This is a genomic window from Mucilaginibacter boryungensis, assembly GCF_015221995.1.
In the GTDB taxonomy this organism is placed as follows: Bacteria; Bacteroidota; Bacteroidia; order Sphingobacteriales; family Sphingobacteriaceae; genus Mucilaginibacter; species Mucilaginibacter boryungensis.
Genome location: NZ_JADFFM010000001.1, coordinates 1096275 through 1113520 on the forward strand (window position 1 = coordinate 1096275; position 17246 = coordinate 1113520).

At 42.3% G+C, this 17246-nt stretch carries 16 protein-coding genes; 8 read left to right on the forward strand and 8 right to left on the reverse strand.

Annotation, left to right across the window (positions count from 1 at the left end):
• Nucleotides 1–140 precede the first annotated feature (140 nt).
• The gene (locus tag IRJ18_RS04705; RefSeq protein ID WP_194105045.1) at nucleotides 141–1427 is read left to right on the forward strand and encodes a citrate synthase; all 1287 of its coding nucleotides are present in this window, start codon (nucleotides 141–143) and stop codon (nucleotides 1425–1427) included.
• Between the two features lie 301 nt (nucleotides 1428–1728).
• Nucleotides 1729–1905, forward strand: a complete 177-nt coding sequence (locus IRJ18_RS04710) for a histone H1 (RefSeq protein ID WP_144246444.1) — start codon at nucleotides 1729–1731, stop codon at nucleotides 1903–1905.
• Nucleotides 1906–2007: 102 nt separating this feature from the next.
• Here the strand turns inward: IRJ18_RS04710 and dapA are convergent, their stop codons facing one another.
• The 4 genes from dapA to IRJ18_RS04730 all read right to left on the reverse strand — a co-directional run bounded on the left by dapA (nucleotide 2008) and on the right by IRJ18_RS04730 (nucleotide 6867).
• Nucleotides 2008–2904, reverse strand: coding sequence for a 4-hydroxy-tetrahydrodipicolinate synthase (gene dapA, locus IRJ18_RS04715; RefSeq protein WP_194105046.1), 897 nt, complete (start codon nucleotides 2902–2904; stop codon nucleotides 2008–2010).
• Nucleotides 2905–3025: 121 nt separating this feature from the next.
• Entirely contained in the window at nucleotides 3026–5482 is a 2457-nt protein-coding gene (locus IRJ18_RS04720; RefSeq protein WP_194105047.1) for a DUF5686 and carboxypeptidase regulatory-like domain-containing protein, read from the reverse strand.
• An 86-nt stretch (nucleotides 5483–5568) separates the two neighbouring features.
• Nucleotides 5569–6207, reverse strand: coding sequence for an HAD family hydrolase (locus tag IRJ18_RS04725; RefSeq protein WP_194105048.1), 639 nt, complete (start codon nucleotides 6205–6207; stop codon nucleotides 5569–5571).
• Between the two features lie 369 nt (nucleotides 6208–6576).
• Nucleotides 6577–6867 (reverse strand): hypothetical protein, encoded by a 291-nt coding sequence (locus tag IRJ18_RS04730; RefSeq protein ID WP_194105049.1) that lies wholly within the window; start codon nucleotides 6865–6867, stop codon nucleotides 6577–6579.
• Nucleotides 6868–7409: 542 nt separating this feature from the next.
• Here IRJ18_RS04730 and IRJ18_RS04735 point away from each other — a divergent pair.
• Complete coding sequence (locus IRJ18_RS04735) at nucleotides 7410–8696, forward strand: metallophosphoesterase (protein WP_194105050.1); 1287 nt, start codon at nucleotides 7410–7412, stop codon at nucleotides 8694–8696.
• A gap of 21 nt (nucleotides 8697–8717) precedes the next feature.
• On the opposite strand, the gene IRJ18_RS04740 is transcribed toward IRJ18_RS04735, so the two are convergent.
• Both IRJ18_RS04740 and gpmI read right to left on the reverse strand, forming a co-directional pair.
• Nucleotides 8718–9227 (reverse strand): hypothetical protein, encoded by a 510-nt coding sequence (locus IRJ18_RS04740; protein WP_194105051.1) that lies wholly within the window; start codon nucleotides 9225–9227, stop codon nucleotides 8718–8720.
• 49 nt (nucleotides 9228–9276) lie between these two features.
• Entirely contained in the window at nucleotides 9277–10800 is a 1524-nt protein-coding gene (gpmI, locus tag IRJ18_RS04745) for a 2,3-bisphosphoglycerate-independent phosphoglycerate mutase (protein WP_194105052.1), read from the reverse strand.
• Between the two features lie 102 nt (nucleotides 10801–10902).
• On the opposite strand from gpmI, the gene IRJ18_RS04750 reads away from it, so the two are divergent.
• The 5 genes from IRJ18_RS04750 to IRJ18_RS04770 all read left to right on the forward strand — a co-directional run bounded on the left by IRJ18_RS04750 (nucleotide 10903) and on the right by IRJ18_RS04770 (nucleotide 14627).
• Nucleotides 10903–11304, forward strand: coding sequence for a DUF4783 domain-containing protein (locus tag IRJ18_RS04750; RefSeq protein ID WP_194105053.1), 402 nt, complete (start codon nucleotides 10903–10905; stop codon nucleotides 11302–11304).
• 244 nt (nucleotides 11305–11548) lie between these two features.
• Nucleotides 11549–12397 (forward strand): carboxylating nicotinate-nucleotide diphosphorylase, encoded by an 849-nt coding sequence (gene nadC / locus IRJ18_RS04755; protein WP_194105054.1) that lies wholly within the window; start codon nucleotides 11549–11551, stop codon nucleotides 12395–12397.
• A 45-nt stretch (nucleotides 12398–12442) separates the two neighbouring features.
• Nucleotides 12443–13102 carry a glycerol-3-phosphate 1-O-acyltransferase PlsY gene (gene plsY / locus IRJ18_RS04760; RefSeq protein ID WP_194105055.1) on the forward strand — a complete coding sequence of 220 codons (660 nt, stop codon included), beginning with the start codon at nucleotides 12443–12445 and terminating at the stop codon, nucleotides 13100–13102.
• Nucleotides 13099–13896, forward strand: coding sequence for a M48 family metallopeptidase (locus IRJ18_RS04765; RefSeq protein WP_194105056.1), 798 nt, complete (start codon nucleotides 13099–13101; stop codon nucleotides 13894–13896). Before plsY ends, IRJ18_RS04765 begins: the two co-directional genes overlap by 4 nt.
• A 5-nt stretch (nucleotides 13897–13901) precedes the next feature.
• Complete coding sequence (locus tag IRJ18_RS04770; protein WP_194105057.1) at nucleotides 13902–14627, forward strand: YqjF family protein; 726 nt, start codon at nucleotides 13902–13904, stop codon at nucleotides 14625–14627.
• Between the two features lie 2 nt (nucleotides 14628–14629).
• On the opposite strand, the gene IRJ18_RS04775 is transcribed toward IRJ18_RS04770, so the two are convergent.
• Entirely contained in the window at nucleotides 14630–15859 is a 1230-nt protein-coding gene (locus IRJ18_RS04775; protein ID WP_194105058.1) for an MFS transporter, read from the reverse strand.
• A gap of 98 nt (nucleotides 15860–15957) precedes the next feature.
• Complete coding sequence (locus IRJ18_RS04780) at nucleotides 15958–17220, reverse strand: anthranilate synthase component I family protein (RefSeq protein WP_317174052.1); 1263 nt, start codon at nucleotides 17218–17220, stop codon at nucleotides 15958–15960.
• Between the last annotated feature and the right edge of the window lie 26 nt (nucleotides 17221–17246).

The following is a 17246-nucleotide window of genomic DNA, read 5'->3' on the forward strand; positions in this document are numbered from 1 at the left end:
GCAACAGCAGCAGCAACCAATAAAAAATAGTATAGTGGGTTTAATATTACAACAAAGATAATTTTACAAATTGAAAATTATATTGGAGAGTAATAATACACAGATTTAATTACATTTGCTACGTATACAATTAAATTTCTATGTCGGAAACTGCACAGCTTAAAATAGGGGATAAAACATATGATCTGCCCGTAATTGAAGGGTCGGAAAATGAGAAGGCTATTGATATTTCAAAACTAAGGGACCTAAGCGGGTACATTACCCTTGATATAGGTTACAAAAATACCGGGGCCACTAAAAGCGCAATTACGTTTTTGGATGGTGAGGTTGGTATCCTTAAATATCGTGGCTACCCGATTGAGCAATTGGCCGAAAAATCAACATTTATTGAAGTAGCCTATTTACTGATATACGGTGAATTGCCAAACGCGGAGCAGTTGAAGGAGTTTGAATACCAGATCAGCCGTCACACCCTCGTGCACGAGGATATGAAGAAATTCTTTGATGGGTTTCCTTCAGGTTCGCACCCAATGGGGCAGTTATCATCGTTAATTGGTGCGCTTGCAGCTTTCAACCCGGCATCGCTGAAACCCGGCCTGAATGCCGACGAGATAAACCTGGAGATCATGAAGCTGATTGCCAAAATGAGTACCATTGTATCCTGGATATACAAAAAATCATTGGGCCATCCGCTTATCTACCCGCAAAATAAATACGACTATGTAACCAACTTTATCCATATGACCTTTGGGCAGCGTACCGAAGAAGTAGAGATAAAGCCGGTGGTTGTAAACGCAATGAATAAGCTATTGATCCTGCATGCAGATCACGAACAGAATTGTTCGGCATCAACTGTAAGGATAGTAGGCTCATCTGACGCTAATTTATATGCTTCTATCTCGGCAGGTATATCTGCCCTTTGGGGCCCGCTGCATGGCGGCGCTAACCAGGCGGTTATTGAAATGCTGGAAAAGATTAAAGCTGACGGCGGCGATACCGATAAGTGGATCAAAAAAGCGAAGGATAAAAACGACTCGTTCCGTTTAATGGGTTTTGGACACCGCGTATACAAAAACTTCGACCCGCGGGCTAAAATTATTAAAAAAGCCTGCGATGATATATTGGATGAATTAGGCCTTGATGATGAAGTGTTGGAAATAGCCAAGCGTTTGGAAGAAGTGGCCTTAAAAGACCCTTATTTTGTTGAACGTAAACTTTACCCTAACGTAGATTTTTATTCGGGTATTATTTACCGCGCTTTAGGCTTCCCGACAGAAATGTTCACAGTTTTATTTGCCCTTGGCCGTTTACCGGGATGGATAGCACAGTGGAAAGAAATGAAAGAGAACAAGGAGCCAATTGGCCGCCCACGCCAGATATACGTAGGCGCCACCACCAGAAATTATACAGATATTAAAAAACGATAAACGTTTTAATAATTAAAGTCCCCAAAATAGGGGACTTTTTTATTTAGCCGGCTTTAGTTAATACAAATTGAAAGGAATAATAATATTGTGTAACCTTAGGCATTTATAGCTATAAAACGCTGTAAACCAACCCGTATAATATTAAAATGGGCTATTTTCCCAAACATCTTTTAGAAAATAGCCTTAAAAAGTATTTTAAACGTATATTTTTAAGCTATAAATTTTTTTTTAATAAAAAAACAATTTAGATTAGCATTAAACAAAACAATAAACCTCAACTATTTTAAAGGAGTAACTTAACATGAAAAAATTTACTGAAGTGAAAAACCTAATCGCATCGCTGGAAGCTGATGCTGACAAATTTTACAACAAAGGCAATAGCGCTGCAGGTACACGCGTGCGCAAAGGTATGCAGGACCTGAAAAACTTAGCCCAGGCTATACGTTTAGAGGTGCAGGAAGCTAAAAACAAAGCCTAGTTTTAAGGAACTTCACGATATAAAAAAACCGATCCATTTTTTGGATCGGTTTTTTTCTGCTTTCTGCTTTCTGCTTTCTGCTTTCTGCTTTCTGCTTTCTGCTTATGCAGGTACGCTTTGCGCAACTATCTTTTTTGTTTCAGCTATAATAGCTTCTGCGGTTTTGCTGCTTACCTGTACTAATGGTAACCTCACTACATCGCCGCAAATACCTAATTGTTTTAAGGCGGTTTTCACTCCGGCCGGGCTGCCTTCAGCAAACATTAAGCGGGTAAACTCTACCAGGCTGCTGTGCAGCTTGCAGGCTGTTTTGTAATCGCCCTGCAGGCATAAGCGCACCATATCCGATGTTTGCCTTGGCAGCGCGTTACCGCTTACCGATATCATGCCTACTGCCCCTAAGGCCATCATTGGCAGGGTAATGGCATCGTCGCCTGATATCAAAACAAAGTCTTCCGGCTTATCGCGCATAATCTGGCTGAATATCTCAAAGCTCCCCGAGGCTTCTTTAATGCCTATAATGTTCGTAAAATCGTTAGCTAAGCGCAGCGTAGTTTCAGCACTGATGGTGCTGCCGGTGCGGCTGGGTACATTATATAATATGATGGGTAACTGCGCTACTTCGGCAATAGCGCGGTAGTGCTGGTAAATACCCTCCTGAGTTGGTTTATTATAATGCGGACTTGCCGACAGGATAGCATCATACCCCGGGATGTTGAATACGCGAATTTCTTCTACCACCTCGTAAGTATTGTTACCGGCCAGGCCTGCTATTAATGGAACCCGTTTATTTACAATTTCGGCAGTAAATTCAAACACCTTTCGCTTCTCCTGCTTATTTAAAGTGGCGCTTTCGCCGGTTGTACCTAACGATACAAGGTACTCCAGCCCGCCATCAATCAAATAGTTGATCAGGTTTTTCAAACCCTCATAATCAACCTGTCCATCTGCCTGAAAAGGGGTTACCATAGCCACCCCGGTTCCATAAAATCTGTTCATTGTAATATTAAAGTTGCTAAGATAGGAATTAGCAGGGAAGTCCGGAAGTATGGCAGGCGGAAAAGTCCGGAAGAAAACAATCCGGTAACCCTAAACATCCGTTAAACCGCGGTTCAGACGGTTAAAACTTCGCCCCGATCCTCAGCGCGTTTGTCAAATTATCCCCACTGTTGAACGATTTGGCAAACATTATCCGGAAGCCGAAGTACTGTACACCCAGGCCCAGTTCGGTATAATTGTGCAGGGCAGGGGTGCTCAGGTAATTTACGTCGGCAATTTCCTGTAGCTTCAATTTACGTATCAACGGCAGCTTGTTCAGGAAAAAACCTGAGAAATTTTGCTCGAAATGTCCTTCAAGGTATTGGTCGGGTGTGCTGTAGGTATAATAATCCAGCAGCAGGAACTTGTTGATACCGGCGGTGAATACCCTGATCTCGTTACCCGAAAAGTGGCGGTAATCTACATAGGTAAGGTTCTGGGCGTCCAGGTACTTACCTGCACCTACATAGAACGATGTTTTGCCCAGCATACCCAGGTTCAAATCGCTCTTGGTAATATCTGCGCTAAGCAAACTGTAGCTCACATCAGCTCCAAACACATTCTGGAAGGCATGGGTGAAATTCAGATCTATCCGCGGATATTTTGATGGCTCGTAACGGCGACCGTTGGGATAGGTGGAATATTTGTTACTAAAATCGTAGCTGGTGCGCAGGGTAACTTTAAAGGCTTGGTTCTCGGCAAACAATGGTACATCAGCATTGGGAACTAAGGGGTTGTTTGAGGTAAACTCGCGCCCTTTAGGGGTAAATATGCTATAGCTGGTGCTGTTAGGCAACCATTTGCGATTAGCGTATTCAGTGCTGATACCCGCTGTCCAGGTGCCGGTAATGCGGGTGTTTAACCCCAGGTCAATAAATTGTTTGTCGTACAGTTTCTCAAAGTTCTGCCGGAACAACAGGCTATGCACCGTGTTCATCCAGGTTGAAATAGGCTGGCGGTTATTCATATCTACCACATCGCTGCCTGCGGCAAAGTAGAATGAAAGGTCTCGGTTGGAGATGCTGCCATTAACACTGCCATGCCATTTTTGGTTGGCAAAGCCATAACGCACTTTACCACCCAGGTTTAAATAACGGTTAGTAACGCTGTCTATCTGCTTGTGGTAAGTAGCGCCATAATCAAACGCGAAACCTTCTACGGTGTTGTACAGCAGCGATTCGCTTAGCGAATTGAAATGAAAGTTTGTTTTTTGGTACCGGTTATAATGTGAATAGCCACTGCCGATGATCATACTGCTCGCATGAAACTTATTGCGCTTTTTATCTATCGAATCAAGATATGGTTTTGATTCGCGTTTTTCGGCCAGTTTTTCTTTCTTTTTGTAATCGGTAATTTCCTCACCCGTCAATGGGATGGGGCGTGAGTTTTCCCAATAGGTTGAATCCTTTTTGTTTACGCCCTTGGTAATGCGCATCACTTCGTTAAAAGTGCTTTTGGCAAAAGTGGGTTCCAAATCATAGTTTTTGAATATGCCAATAAAGTAACCACCAAATTTAAAGCCAAGGAAAGCGCCGGTAAATTCAAACTTAACCGACGACGGCATCCACACCGACTTATCAACCGGTAAAAACTGCTGGTTTATTTTTAAGGTATCTAACAAAAAGATGTTCGACCTTTTAGACATGTTCAAATCGACACTGTGAATGCGCCAGCTATCCTCAATAATATAAATATAGCCGTCAAAAACCGGGTCGTGCGCGCGCTTAGGGGTTACCTTTATTTTGTTGATGGTCTCGCCGTTCTCAACCGCGAAGCCTACGTATTTATAGTTGTAATAAAATAAAGCATTATCAGCAATAGGCGATACAAACGGGCGGTTACTCAGCCCTTCCCAATCTAAAAGGTTCTCGTAAAAGTTCACCTTAAAATCCGACGCCCGGTTAAAACTAAACGCCCGGTTATTGCCTGATACCTTGGATGATATCATTTCCTCGTGCTCCTCGTTCGGGCGTTTAAAGCTGTATTTAGATTCAGATTCGGACAGGTAAATAATACCCCGGCGACCGGAATCAAGCCCCATATCACGGGTGATTTCGTCCATATTACGACCCATAAAACGCTTAGGTGTTTGCAACAGCTTTTGTAAGCCTTTAATATAAACATCGCAGGTAAAGGCGTTTACTTCCTTTAAATAGGTTTTGCGTTTTTTTATGGCTTTGCGGATGATGGCGTAGGCCGGGTCCTCGGCGCCAGCGCGGATGGTTACATTTTTAAGTTCGTAAGTTTCGGTTTTCAACTGAATGTTTACTGTTTCAGCTGTTTTGACAATAATGTTGCGGCTTTCCTGTTTATAACCAATTGCTTTATAAAGTAATTCGTACTGACCGGGGGCTAAAGGCATGGTATATTTACCTTCGCTATTGGCCGATGTACCACGGGTGGTGTTTTTAATATGCACACTTACAAATGGTACCGGCCGGCCGGCTTCATCGGTAATGGTGCCACTTACACCGCTTTGTTGGGCAAATGTGCCGGTTGAAAAAATTAGGACAAGGATTAACAGTAAAAGTGTTCTCATTGTGTTTGATAAGGTCACCGCTAAATATGGCGAATTTTCCTCATACAACGGAAGAAACAACTGTTAATTGTTGTTAAAACAAGTAATTATAGTATCTGCTGCAATTGTTTGAACTCATCAATACGGGTTATATAACCATCTTCAACCACGCCGAAGCCATAGGCCGCAAAAATGAACGGCACACCGGCCTTTGCTGCCGAGTCGCGGTCGCCGGTAGTATCGCCTACATAAACCGGTGCCTGCAGGTTGTTATCGGCTACAATATCCAGTATATTTTGGAATTTTGGCTGCCCTTTGGTACCGTAGCATTGGTGGCCTTCAAAGTAATTCGCCATATCATCCATCGCCAAAAATATCTCGATATAACCCGATTGGCAATTGCTGACAATGAACAAGCGGTATTTATTTTTTAAGTAAGTTAGGGTTTCAGCGAGCAAAGGATAAAGCGCGCCGCCTTTCTCGTGCAAAATGTCCAACTCGTGCTGCGCGCACAGGGTTTTAAATTCGTTACGGGTTTCTTCGTCAAGATAAGGGTATAGTTTATCAAAAATGGCGTCGTAAGCCATGCCGGTGATAGAACGTACCATTTGCTGGTCAATATCCTGCTGAATATAGTTTACCTTCTCTTTAGCCCTTTGCCAGCCTTGCGCAACATTAGCGGTCGAATCCCATAGGGTACCATCCAAATCGAATATAATACTGTCGAATTTTTGATTTTGTGACATGGGTGCAAAAGTAGGGGTTGGAATTTAGCGTGGCAATAGCTTTTGGCGTTAATTTTTGATTCATCCAAAGTAGCTCCGCCGTAGGAAAGTCTTACGTTATCCTGAACTTGTTTCAGGATTCTACACGCAAGATAACTTGTATGATGGGATGCCGAAACAAGTTCGGCATGACGTTGTGATATCGAAACTGCTGTGATAAACTCTTAATTACCGTCCTAAAACCCGGTATCGGAATCGCCGGTAGCTACTATCCCAGGCCGTTGTTGGAGTTGTCTCCAACAACATACGCGGGCTATTAGAAATTTGTTGGTGACAACATCAACAACGGCGGTAGGTACCCTCTCCTTTGTTGCTATAACATTAGACCAGTTATGGTTTATTTTTTACCACTTTCATCCATTGGCTGCCTTTAAGTTTTAAAACACTGTCTTTTATTACCACATTATCCTCATCGCCATGCCATCTTACCCATTCTAAATCAAATTGCTGATTATTTACTGTTATTGTTGGTCGGTATTTGCCAGATTCATAGGATACTTTTTGAATTCTGCCATTAAAGCTATAATTGAATGTCTTATAAATCTTATAAGCATCAAAACTCCAATAAAGTATAAATATTAAAAAAACGAAATAAAATAGATACTTCTTTATTATTATCATGCGTGTGTATTAAAACAATTTCTTCTCAGGTTTCGGTTATATAGAAAGCAACTAAAGTTAGTAATATGGTAGCAAAATTTAAATGAATGCCAAGAACGTCCACTGACACTCATTAACTGATTTACCCGACCTAATGAAATCCTAACATGGAAATTGCTTCGTTTCCCGCAATTACGCTGTGGCGAGTTTAAAACAGTCCCCATTTCCCCATTCCGTGTAAAACAATTCCCCAATATTTCTCCACAGTTAATACTAAACTGCCTCATTGAGTAATAAAACGGCACTTTGGCATACCGGCACTGCATTTGTCTTAGGTTTAATACCTTTTTAATTAACTATAAAGATATTGTTTAATATATCCCTTTCCCTTAAGGTTTATTTAAACTATTGATGAAAACGTGCTGAGCGATTTGAAATTAAACATAGCGGCCTGGGCTTGCGAACCCGGCTGCTGTGTTGTAATTTAAAAGTAAAACCTTTCCCCCGAGTTTTCCAGTTCCCATCGTTTCCTTATTTTGCCGGCAAACAAATTTTGAGCGCCCATGCATAACGGAGGTTTCATAAAAGTATTTATCATTATTGCGGCCATCAGTTTGCTAATGGACTGGTATGTTTATCATGGGTTACGCACTTTAACTTTTGATTGGAGTAACAAACGCGCGCAAGCGGCGGTTCTGTGGGGTTACCTGGTAGTATCTATAGGTGTTACAGTGGTTTTTATGGCAGGCTTTGGCAGCTTTAGTACTGCCCAGGGCATGCGGCCCTTCCACGAGTATATGCTGAGCCTGTTCCTTAGTTTTTTTGTCACCAAGCTGGTATTCATCATCGTGCTTTTCCTTGGGGATATCGGGCGGTTTTTTGTGGGGTTGGTGAACCACATTGGTACTAATAAAAACACCGGCGAACGCTACTTTCCATCACGGCGCAAGTTTATAAGCGAATTAGCAGTGCTGATTGCTGCTATACCATTAAGTAGTTTCTTTTATGCTATGATCCGGGGTAAGTATCATTACAAGGTGCACCGCGAAACTTTATATTTTGAAGACCTGCCCGCAGCATTTGACGGGTTTACCATTACCCAGCTATCAGATATTCATTCGGGAAGTTTTGATAGTATGGAGGCGGTGCAGCGGGGTATTAACCTGGCACGGGCACAAAAAAGCGACCTGTTTGTTTTTACCGGCGACCTGGTGAATAATGCTGCTTTTGAAATTGAACCTTACATAGAACACTTTCGCCAGTTGAAAGCGCCTTTCGGGCAGTTCTCTATTTTAGGTAACCACGATTATGGGGATTATATCCATTGGGATAGCGAGGCCGAAAAGGCTGCAAATCTGCAGCAATTAAAAGCCAACCATGGGGCTATGGATTATAAGCTAATGCTGGACGAGCATGTGACATTGGAAAAAGACGGCGAAAAGATATCGCTGATTGGGGTGCAAAACTGGGGGCATGGTTTCAAAAAGGTTGGCGATTTGGATAAAGCGCTGAAAGGGGTAGACCCTAAATCATTCAAGATACTGCTTTCGCACGATCCTACCCATTGGGAAGAAATAGCCAAAAAGCATCCGGCCAACATTCATTTAACGCTTTCGGGACATACGCACGGTGCGCAGTTTGGCATTGAAGCCGCCGGTTTGCGCTGGAGCCCTGTGCAGTATCGCTACCCGCATTGGAGCGGATTGGCCAAATATAATGGGCGTTACCTGTATATTAATCGTGGGTTTGGTTTTCTGGCTTTCTCGGGCCGTTTGGGCATCTGGCCTGAAATTACGGTGCTTACGCTGAAGAAAGGGGCTCAATCTAAATCATCGCCTGTAGAAGCATAGACTACAATTTTACTACCATGTTTAATGGAAAACTCCCTTTATGGTATAAGTGTTTTTGCTCATCACCCGTACTTTTTGTGTTTTGATGATCTGGTAAAGCGAATCGGGAAAATAGCTTAAGCGCTCGCTATTCTCATACAACAGGTTTTTAGTATGGTTAAGTATCAGTATCCATTTTACCTTATTGCCTGTTTTGCCTATAACTATGCGGCGGGTTTTTAGTTCGGGGGTTTTAGCCTGGTAGATAGTTATATTATCGCCCTTGCTTATGCTATAGCTTTCGCGCCAGGCGGGCCTGTTAATATCCGAGTTGGTGAACAATTCAAACTCGCGGCCCCAGTTATCAATATGCACCTTTTTGGTTTCGGTGATATTATTATGAGTAACCGTTTTAGTGATGAAGCTAATTTTGCTTAACCGCGCCGAATCGGCTTTGAAGAAGCTCTTAATATCAAAGTATTGCAGCGTGCCCTTGGTTTCCTTCACATCAGGACGACATGAAGTGATAAACAACACCAATGCTAAAAGCATAACGCTTATGAAGCCCCTCTCTTTTGGAGAGGGGTTTGGGGTGAGACTCTTAAACCAATACATCGCCGGTCATTTCTGCAGGGATAGCAACCCCTAGCATTTTTAGTACAGTGGGGGCAATGTCGCCCAGTTTGCCATCTTTAACAGCTGTCACATCCTTGTCAATTACAATGCAAGGCACCAGGTTGGTGGTATGCGCTGTGTTGGGTGAGCCGTCATCGTTGATCATGTAATCGGCATTACCATGGTCGGCAATAATAATAAATGAATACCCGTTAGCAAGGCCTGTTTCAACCACGGCTTGTGTGCAGGCGTCAACTGTTTCGGCGGCTTTAACTACTGCGCTGAATACACCTGTATGGCCAACCATGTCGGTATTGGCAAAGTTTAAACAAATAAAATCGGCCCAGCGGCTTTGTAATTCAGGTAGTATAGCATCGCGGATGCCTTCGGCGCTCATTTCAGGTTGCAGGTCATAAGTGGCCACCTTTGGCGATGGCACCAGCAGGCGTTTCTCGTTCGCAAATTCTTTTTCGCGCCCACCCGAAAAAAAGAAGGTGACGTGCGGATACTTTTCGGTTTCGGCAATGCGGATCTGGTTTTTACCGGCATCCTGCAATATTTCGCCGAGGGTTTTTAATAGATCATCTTTATGAAAAACTACCTGCACATTCTTAAATGTTTCATCATAAGTGGTCATGGTGATATAGCGCAGGTTTAGCGGGTGCATGTTCTGCTCGGGGAATGCCTTTTGCGTTAACGCCAGTGTGATCTCGCGGCCACGGTCGGTACGGAAGTTAAAGCAAAGTACCACATCGCCTTCTTTTATCAATGCCAGTGGCTGCCCTTTGCTATCTGTTTTTACAATAGGCTCTACAAATTCGTCCGTTACCCCCTGGGCATAAGATTCGCTGATGGCAGTAATCAGGTTATCGGCAGGTTTGCCAATGCCATTTACCAGCAGGTCGTAAGCCTTTTTAACACGTTCCCAGCGGTTATCGCGGTCCATAGCAAAGTAGCGGCCAATAGCCGACGCTATTTTAACCGGTGTGTTGCTCACGTAGTTTTCCATGTCGGTAATAAAACCGATGCCCGAATTTGGGTCGGTATCACGTCCATCTAAAAAGGCATGGATAAAAACTTTATTCAGGCCGTACTCTACAGCGGTATCGCAAAGGCCTTTTACATGCTTTATGTGCGAATGCACACCACCATCAGAAACAAGTCCGATGAAGTGGACATCTTTATTATTCGCCCTGGCGTACTCAAATGCGTCTTTGATCACTTCGTTTGTCGAGAGTTCTCTATCGTCAACCGCTTTATGGATGCGGCCCAGTTCCTGGTAAACCACCCGGCCAGCGCCTAAATTCATGTGCCCCACTTCGGAATTGCCCATCTGTCCGTCGGGCAAGCCTACGGCCATACCCGATGCCTGCAATTTTGAATTTGGATATTTGGCCAGCATCGAATTGAAGAAAGGCGTGTTGGCGTTAAATATTGCGTTTGATTTGTCCTGGCGGCCGTATCCCCAACCGTCCAGTATCAGTAATGCGACTTTTTTTTGTTGTTCCACACTGCAAATATAAAAGCAACGTTATAAGATGGAGAATTATTAAGCTAATTGTAAGCTTTTATTTTTGTAAAGGATATTAATCGTTTTATATTGCGTACGGATATGATCAGATTATTTACTTTATTACTTTTTATTTTACCGCTAAGCGGTCGCCCAACACCAGCTTTAGGACCAATTGACGATGCGGCCGAGCTGATAAAAACCGGCAATGTACATGAACTGGCTAAAAAATTTACCAGCAGTATTGAACTCACTATTTTAAACGAAGAAAACATTTACTCCGCCAGCCAGGCCGAATTGGTTTTAGGCAGTTTTTTTAAAAACAATCCTATAAAAGCGGTAAAAATATTGCATCGTGTAAATTCTAATCCCAATATCCGCTACGCGGTGCTGTTGCTCACTACCGCTAATGCCGAATACCGTACAGCGGTATCCATGAAACTAACCAATGGCGTATTTTTGGTGAATGAGATAAAAATAGAAAGCGACAAGAAAGAGGAGTGATTGATTCTTAACTCTGGCCTCGGACTCTGACAATAAAAAACCGCAAAAACCCCAAAGTTTAAAAAGTAAAGCTGAAAAAAGAATAAGATCCGCTTAAAATAGATAATATTAAATAAGCTTACCTTTAATAGCCTAAAAGCATAACAGTCCCATCAATTTTATTGTATCATAGGCATACTTGCCAAAAAAAACTTTATCCCACCAAATTGTTATTACTTTTGCACCACAAAAAAGTATTACAGACTTGGACAAACAGATTATCCATCAATTTATAAAAAATGCCCTTGCCGAAGATGTTGGCGACGGCGATCATACCTCCCTATCAACCATCCCTGCAGGGACTACCGGCAAAGCAAAGCTTATTATTAAAGATACGGGCATACTGGCTGGTGTTGAACTGGCGCTGGAGATTTTCCGCGAGATTGATGCTAACCTTAAAGTGAATGTATTCCTTCAGGACGGTGCGGAAGTTAAGCCCGGTGATATAGCCTTTGAAGTAGCAGGCAGCGTACATAGCATCCTGATAGCTGAACGGCTTGTGCTTAATTGTATGCAGCGTATGAGTGGCATTGCTACCACTACCAACGAAGTTGCAGATATTTTAAAAGGCAGCAATACCCAGGTGTTGGATACCCGCAAAACAACCCCGGGGTTGCGTTATTTAGAAAAATGGGCGGTAAAAATAGGCGGCGGTGTAAACCATAGGTTTGGATTGTATGATATGATACTGATCAAAGATAACCATGTGGATTATGCCGGAGGTATTGCCAGTGCAATTAACAACGCCAGGCAATATTTAGCAGATACAAACAAAAAACTACAAATAGAGATTGAAGTAAGGAACCTGGAAGAACTGGAAGAGGTGCTGCAAACAGGCGGGGTTGACCGGATATTACTGGATAATTTTAAATTTGATATATTAAAACAGGCCGTAGCCATGATAGAGGGCCGGTATATCACCGAGGCATCGGGTGGGATTACTGTAGATAATGTGCTGGATTATGCCGCTTGCGGTGTCGACTATGTATCTATGGGGGCCTTAACACATTCAGTTAAAAGCTTGGATATGAGTTTAAAGGCTGTTAAACAATAAAATTATATAGATATTGAACTGTCATTTTAGTAATATTGTGGTGAGATGATAACTGTCTGGTCTATTTCCTCCCTGATATTGGCATACCTTTTAGGTTCCATTCCCACAGCCGTTTGGATTGGGCAATATTTTTATAAAATAGATGTACGCGAATACGGCAGCGGTAATGCCGGTGCAACAAATACGTTTAGGGTACTGGGTAAAAAAGCCGGTATACCGGTAATGTGTATAGATATTTTAAAAGGTTTCACTGCTACCAATCTGGCCTACCTTAGTATTTTAGGCATGCCCTCGGCGGTTAACAATCATTCAGTTGTTTTTACCAATTACGAACTTGCCTTAGGCATTACAGCGGTAATGGGCCACCTGTTTCCCATATTTGCGGGTTTCCGGGGTGGTAAGGGGGTAGCTACTTTATGCGGCATGGTTTTAGCTGTAAACCTACAGGCCGCATTGCTGTGTGTTGTTGTATTTATTATTGTTCTGTTAATAACAAAATACGTATCGCTTAGTTCAATTGTGGCCAGTTTTACTTATTTAATTGGGGTCACTTTTGTTTACCCGGTATCTGTACGGTCGGTAGTAATATATGGTATGTGTATTTGTGTACTGATATTGGTTACCCACCAAAAGAATATCGAACGCTTGATACGCGGCCGGGAATCGAAAGTAAACCTGTTTAAGAAAAAAACAGCTGACGTATGAAAAGCCATAGACTATTTTTAGCAACAGTTAGCGCTGTTGTTCTTTTTGGTTGCGCCACAGTCCCGTTAACCGGCAGGCGCCAACTCAATCTTGTTGCCGATGATCAGATCAATCAATCAGCGGCGCAAAGCTACTCCACCTTACTATCAGACCCGAAAACCAAGGTGATTAGCGGTACCGCCGATGCTATGCGTGTTAAACGTGTAGGAAACCAGTTAGCTGCGGCTATAGAAAAATACCTTGCTGCTAACGGCTATGCCGACAAGTATAATTTTAAGTGGGAGTTTAACCTGATACAAAGTAACGAAGTAAATGCCTGGTGTATGCCTGGCGGTAAAGTGGCGGTGTACAGCGGTATACTACCTTTAACTAAAGATGATGCGGGGCTGGCAACTGTAATGGGACACGAGATTGGCCATGCCATTGCCCGCCATTCGGCCGAACGTGTTTCGCAACAATTAGCTGCGCAAGCCGGTGGGGCAGTTGTTGGTGCGGCTACCAGTAGCCAGTCCGACGCTACACAAACCATAGTTGGCCAGTTATATGGCGTGGGTGGAGGATTGATGCTGCTGCATTATTCGCGCAGCCAGGAATCGGAAGCTGACAGACTGGGATTAACATTTATGGCGATGGCGGGTTATGACCCAAACAACGCGGTTGACTTTTGGCAACGGATGGCTGCCCAAAACAAAGCCGGTACGCCCGAATTTTTAAGTACACACCCTACCGATGCTACCCGTATTGCCGATATCAGGGCACATATCCCCGAGGCTATGAAATATTATCATCGGTAAACCGTATGGCCAAACGTCAATTTCTAAAAGCAAAATGGACTAACCTCCTGATGCTGAACTATGAGGTTGATGCGGCTATATTAATGCCCCACCTGCCGCCGGGGACGATATTAGATACCTGGCAGGGAAAAAATCTGGTGAGCATGGTAGGCTTTCTTTTCCAGGAAACCAGCATGTTACGTATCCGGTGGCCATATCATATTAATTTTGAGGAAGTAAATCTGCGGTTCTATGTGCGTTATTTTGATGGACAGGGATGGAAACGCGGTGCCGTATTTATCAGCGAAATTGTGCCTAAGCCTATGATAGCCCTTGTAGCTAATAATTTATATAATGAACATTATAAGGCTATGCCTATGCGACATGAAATCATCCCCGTTGATGACGCTCATACGCGTTTTAGTTACGAGTGGAAATACAGAGGGGAGTGGTGCAAGCTTGCCGCTACCGTAAATAATAAGCGAAGCGTTATTGAAGCCGGCAGCGCCGAAGAATTTATATTTGAACATTACTGGGGCTATAATAAGCTTACCGAAACCCGCACCATTGAATACCAGGTAGAACACATTACCTGGCAAACGGGAGAAGTAAAAGACTATGCGTTTGAAGCACCTATAGCCAAAATATATGGGCCTGAATTTGAACCATGGCTAAGCCGTGAACCAATATCGGCTTTCTTTGCCGACGGATCAGATGTGATTGTGAGGGCCGGCAGTAAGTTTAGTATTTGAGGTTAATTAGCAGCGATTGCTTCGGCAACGGTTTCCTTTTTAATCCTGGATATAACAAACATGATAATACCTGAAATTACGATAAGTATCAAATAACTATAACTAAGGTTGCGTTCATCTTTTGCAGGAAGAACCGAAATGATGCTGTAACTTAAAAAAGATACTAATACATACACAATACCACCGGTTAAACCGCCAGCTATACCCGCATTATTGGGAAATTTACTAAGGCTATAGGTAAAGTAATTATTATACGTATAACCGGCCCCTACATGAATAATAAAGGCAAAAAATATTAAGGTGTATAAATTTGCCACAAAGCTTAAACTTAGTATCATAGCTACTACAAAAAGCAATTGCGCGGCAATATTAACAACCATTTTTTTATAGAAGGGGTGGTTAATAGTTGCTTTGCCAATAAAGCCGCCTGCCATCCAGGCCAGGCCTAAAATAAGCGAACAATATCCAGCCGCAACCGGGCTTAATAACAGTTGGTGCTCTACAATAAACGGCCCGGACATATTGTAAACCATAACCATGGAATATGCCATAGCCAGCATAAACAGCCCCATAGTGAAACTGGTCGTTTTAATCATTTGTAAATAAATGTTGCCTATCTTTTTTAGCTTAAATTCAGTAGTGTGCTTTAAAGTTTCTCCGCTGAAAATTAGCTCCAATATGCCTAATACTGCCGCAATAATGCCTAAAAAGTAAAAGTTAGATTCCCAACCAAAGGCTTTTTGTAAATATCCGCCTATAAAAGGGGTTATAATTGGCCCGGTAGACCATATAATAGTAAAAATACTTAGATAGCTTTTTAGTTTTTCGCCAATAAAAACATCGACAAAATAAGCCCTTTTTGCCACTACAATTCCAGCGACCGTAATACCATGTATTACACGCATTAAATAAATAAGATAGATATTGTGTGTATTGGCAATGATGACACATGAAAGCGTAAATATCATTAACGATATCAAACTGAAGTTATAACGGCCAAAACTATCTAAAACACTGCCGATAAATAGTTGTGATATGCCATAACTAATTAAAAAGATACTGAGTGTTAGCTGCACCTGTAAACTACCAATATGCATAGATGCGCCCATAGCAGGTAACGATGGGATATAAATATCTGTTGCAAAACCGGATAGGGGGATTAGAGAGAAAGCCAGGATAGTTGAAATCCCCTGATGGTGTTCTTTAATGCGTTTGGTAGATGTGAGAGGCATTGCCTTTGTGTTTAAGGTGCCAAAAATATACGATTGACAAATTTCAATTGTCACGGCAAACTATCTTTTTGCCATATTGATGTAATTTACAAAGACGATTAATGGCCTAACACTTTAAACATTGCCGAAGCTTTCACCAGACACTCTTCATATTCTTTTTCTGCATCTGCGTCATAAGTAATGGCACTGCCTACATGCAACGATAAATATTTATTTTCCTGGTTGTACAATAAAGTTCGGATAACTACGTTATAATCGAAATCATTATCCGGACTAAAATAGCCTATCGCCCCGGAATATACCCCACGCTTGCTTTTTTCATACTGTTCCATTAGCTGCATGCTGCTTATTTTTGGCGCCCCTGTCATGCTGCCCATGGGGAAGGTGTTTTTAATAGCCTGTACTTCAGATACGTCATTCCGTAATTCGCATATCACGGTCGATATCATTTGGTGTACCTGGTTGAAGCTATAAATACCAAATAGTTCTTCTGTTTTAACAGTTCCGGCTTTGGCCGAGTGAGTAAGATCGTTACGTACCAGGTCAACTATCATTACGTTCTCCTGGCGTTCTTTCTGATCATTTTGCAATGCATTTTTAACCAATTCATCTTGTTCAGTATTTTCCTGACGTTTTGCAGTGCCTTTTATAGGTTGGGATATTAATTTGCTACCGCGCTTGGCCAAAAAGCGTTCGGGCGAGGCGCAAAGAATATGTTGCTGGTAGTATTTAAAATAACAGGAAAAAGGGGTGGGTGATAATTGGTTCAATTGTTTAAATACCTCCAGCGGATCGATTTTAACACCATTAGCAAAAAACTCCTGACAAAAATTACTCACATAAATATCACCACGGATAATATGGTCCTGTATTTTTTTTACGGTTGCTATATAATCAGCTTTGTTAAAACGGGGCTGGAGTTTTACAGTTGGAATGCTTTGTGGTTGGGTTATTTTTTGCTTTTCAATCTCATACAAAACGCCCGATGAATTTTGTCCTGTGATGCTGACATTGTTGTCTTTTACTGTAATCAGGTATTCAGGCACGAAAAAATACAGATCAGGGAGATGCAGATGATCCGGGTTTGATGAAGAAAGGGTTTCTATCTCGTTTTTCAAATCGTACGTGAAGAAACCCATCAACCACTCTTGATGCTGCTGCCTGAAAGCTTCTAATTCAGCAAAAGCATTACCAACGTTTGCCTTTAACTCATGTTTAGCGCCCGCGGCAATAATAAGGTCGTATTTGGAATAGGGATCGCTAAAATTGTTGGAATCCAGATAGCACAATACATCAAAACGCGTGGCCCATTGTAAGGCTTTGTGTTTAAATATATTGATATCGGTTATGGTAAAATTCACGAGGTGTAAAGATATAAACAAAAAAT

Coding starts and splice junctions, on each gene's coding strand:
- IRJ18_RS04705 (WP_194105045.1), top strand. CDS start 141: ATGTCGGAAACTGCACAGCTTAAAATAGGGGATAAAACATATGATCTG.
- IRJ18_RS04710 (WP_144246444.1), top strand. CDS start 1,729: ATGAAAAAATTTACTGAAGTGAAAAACCTAATCGCATCGCTGGAAGCT.
- dapA (WP_194105046.1), bottom strand. CDS start 2,904: ATGAACAGATTTTATGGAACCGGGGTGGCTATGGTAACCCCTTTTCAG.
- IRJ18_RS04720 (WP_194105047.1), bottom strand. CDS start 5,482: ATGAGAACACTTTTACTGTTAATCCTTGTCCTAATTTTTTCAACCGGC.
- IRJ18_RS04725 (WP_194105048.1), bottom strand. CDS start 6,207: ATGTCACAAAATCAAAAATTCGACAGTATTATATTCGATTTGGATGGT.
- IRJ18_RS04730 (WP_194105049.1), bottom strand. CDS start 6,867: ATGATAATAATAAAGAAGTATCTATTTTATTTCGTTTTTTTAATATTT.
- IRJ18_RS04735 (WP_194105050.1), top strand. CDS start 7,410: ATGCATAACGGAGGTTTCATAAAAGTATTTATCATTATTGCGGCCATC.
- IRJ18_RS04740 (WP_194105051.1), bottom strand. CDS start 9,227: ATGCTTTTAGCATTGGTGTTGTTTATCACTTCATGTCGTCCTGATGTG.
- IRJ18_RS04750 (WP_194105053.1), top strand. CDS start 10,903: ATGATCAGATTATTTACTTTATTACTTTTTATTTTACCGCTAAGCGGT.
- plsY (WP_194105055.1), top strand. CDS start 12,443: ATGATAACTGTCTGGTCTATTTCCTCCCTGATATTGGCATACCTTTTA.
- IRJ18_RS04765 (WP_194105056.1), top strand. CDS start 13,099: ATGAAAAGCCATAGACTATTTTTAGCAACAGTTAGCGCTGTTGTTCTT.
- IRJ18_RS04770 (WP_194105057.1), top strand. CDS start 13,902: ATGGCCAAACGTCAATTTCTAAAAGCAAAATGGACTAACCTCCTGATG.
- IRJ18_RS04775 (WP_194105058.1), bottom strand. CDS start 15,859: ATGCCTCTCACATCTACCAAACGCATTAAAGAACACCATCAGGGGATT.